Here is a 2707-nt window from a genome sequence, read left to right as displayed (position 1 = left end):
AGAGATGTGTATAAGAGACAGCTCGTGCTCTGGTCCGCGTTCTTCCTTACAGTTGGAAGCGCCGCCACAGTTGCGTTCGCCGTCGGTGCCGGCTCATTACTCACGATCCCCGCCCTGTTGCTCACACTGTGTCTTCTCCTCGTAACCGGGATCCCGGCTGGCTTCATCCTTGCGCTGGGCGTGCGGAACGCCGGCGTTCGATCGCGGCTGCTCAGTCGCCTCCGAACGCTGTTTCTCGTTCTGCTCGGTATCGGGTATTTGGCGCTGATCTTCACGAACGCATTCGCATCAGTTCTCGAACCGATCTATCGGGTGCTTGCGCCGACACCGATCGACTGGTTCGGCGATCTCGCCGCACTGGGGCTCGGGATCGGTGCGTCGCCGCTCCGAGCGATTGGCGCGGTGGGGTTCACGGCAGCATTCGTCGTTGTGGCGGTTGCGTCCCTGTACCGACTCTCCGAGTGGCTCTGGTACGCTGATGGCGTTCACATCACCCACGAGGCCGAGCGATCGGACAACGGATCCTCGCGGCTCAATGGGCTCTCAAGAGTTGTCTCACAGCCAGTTTTCGGTGTCGCTGCGGTCGATTGGAAACGTGCCCGCAGGTCACCGATCTCGCTGTCGTTCGCATTGTATCCCCTGATCGTCCTCGCCGGCCCGGCTGTCACGGCTTTTCAAACAGGGGAGATCGGAACCGGGCTCCCGTTGTGGATTCTGCTTAGTGGTACGTGGGTTGCCGGGTCGTTGTTCGCGCTCAACGTAGTGGGCCAGGAGGGCGCAGCGCTCCCCGCTACACTGCTTACGGAGGTCCCCGAGCGCTCGCTGGTCATCGGACACGTCCTCTCGGGGACCCTCCTGATAGCACCGATAACCGTCGCAGCGACCGTTATCGCGGGGGTTCTGAGTCCGCATTCGGTACCGGTCGTTGCGAGTCTCGGCGCATCAGCGCTCGTCTTGTCGGCCGTGTCGGGTGCGATCGGGACCGGAATCGGTGTCGGATTTCCTCGTTTTGAGGCTGTCAGCGTCTCTCGAAGCACGAAAGCGATCGTCCCCAGTGCCTTCGCGTTCGGAATCTACTCGGTCGCCGTGCTTGTCGTCGCGCTCCCGACCGTTATCGCACACTCAGGTATCGCTAGCCACGCACTCGCCTCGGTCGTCGGCGTCAACCGGTTCGTGATCGGTCTCAGTGGGACGCTTGTTTCGGCAGTCTTCGCGTGTCTCGTTGGTCTCATTTCAATGTACGTCGCACGAGACCGCGTTCGAAACTATCAATTTGAGTGAAGACACAGGGCAGATTCGTTGTGAAAAAATAGCTCGATCGAGTGTTTCGTTAATTCAGTTACCCCATCCGAACCCACAGCAGGTTCCAATACTGCAGGAGCCAGTACAAGGCGGTCGCCGCGACGACGACGGCCGAGTAGTGGATGCGAGCGGCGATCGACCAATCCGCTCGGACCCACGCACGAACTGCGTAGGCGACTGCACCTGCGGTCGTAATGGCTCCGAGCGTCGGCACGACAAACACGATTCCGAACCAGGCGGGTGGTCGGTCGAACAGTGTTGGCCTGCCCATCGATGTCACGGCAACGGAAACGGCAACGAAGGCGAGGACGAACAGCAGGAGCCCGGCGACACCCGCGCCAGCGACCCACCGAGCGCGAGTGACAGACGCCGGTGGTGAATCTCCACCCCGATATCGACGCCACCCCCGGGCTGCCGGCCATCCCACGAGACCGGTCAGCGCTATTACTGTCGCAGCCGCCGCGACTCGGCCTTGTACCGAGAGCTGTTCGTGGTAGCCAATCTGCTCGTACGCGTTGAGTCCGTCCAACAGGTGGGTCACCTCACCGTCCGTCTCGCGGAACACCAGCGTCGAGTCTTTCTCGACGTGCTCGAAGACGAGCGGATCGACCTCAACCCATTCGTCCGTCCTGTCCCCTTGCTCCGTTATGAGCCGGCCGTCGTCGGCGACTCGGGCGTCGATCGGTTGGCCGGTAAAAAGTCCGAAGACAATTCTCTCGGAACTGACCGTGTCAGTCGCGTTCACCGAGCGGTATCGACCGCCGAGTTCGTCAGCATGTTCGGGTGTTCCGTCAGGAGACCGCCGTTGGCCACTCGAATCAACGGGCGCGTACCGGTCGAAGAGTGCGTCTGCGACGTCCTGCTTCGCATTGTATGCTTCGCTACCGTGGGCGACCACGAACAGGCCGACTCCCTCCTCTGGGAGGAGAGCGAATTCTGTGGCGAACTGCGGGACGCCGCCATCGTGACGAACGATCCGAGTATCGCCACGAGTTCTCTCAAAGAGACCGAACGCCATGCCGTCCATCTGTTCGTGAGGTGTGAACCACTGCCGGTGCATCGCGTCGACCGCGCTCTCTGAGAGGATCCGTTCGCCGTCGACGACACCATTGTTTAGGTGTGCTTGGAGCAGTCGCGCCATGTCTGCGGCGGTCGTGTGGAGACCGGACGCCGGCGACACGTCGGAGTAGAAACTCACGACATCGTCAACGGCCGTTCCATCGGCAGGTACGAGTCCGGGCGGAGCCGCTTGGAACGTACTGTTTGACATCCCGAGCGGCGCGAACACGTTCTCCGTGACGAACGAATCGAATTGCTGCCCAGAGATGTCCGCGATCAGCTGTCCGGTTAGTGCGGCGGCGTAGTTGGTGTATTGGGCGAGTTCACCCGGCGGACGGACACGCGC

General features: G+C 61.7%; 2 protein-coding genes. One reads left to right on the top strand and one right to left on the bottom strand.

Annotation, left to right across the window (positions count from 1 at the left end; genetic code table 11):
• On the top strand, nucleotides 1-1281 hold a 1281-nt coding region (locus C468_RS00400), incomplete at its 5' end, for a hypothetical protein (RefSeq protein ID WP_008846874.1).
• A gap of 58 nt (nucleotides 1282-1339) precedes the next feature.
• On the opposite strand, the gene C468_RS00395 is transcribed toward C468_RS00400, so the two are convergent.
• Nucleotides 1340-2707: serine hydrolase domain-containing protein (locus C468_RS00395; protein ID WP_008846873.1), on the bottom strand; the 1368-nt coding region annotated here is incomplete at its 5' end.

It is taken from the genome of Halorubrum kocurii JCM 14978 (assembly GCF_000337355.1).
Lineage (GTDB): Archaea > Halobacteriota > Halobacteria > Halobacteriales > Haloferacaceae > Halorubrum > Halorubrum kocurii.
This window is presented reverse-complemented; position numbering and strand designations above follow the sequence as displayed.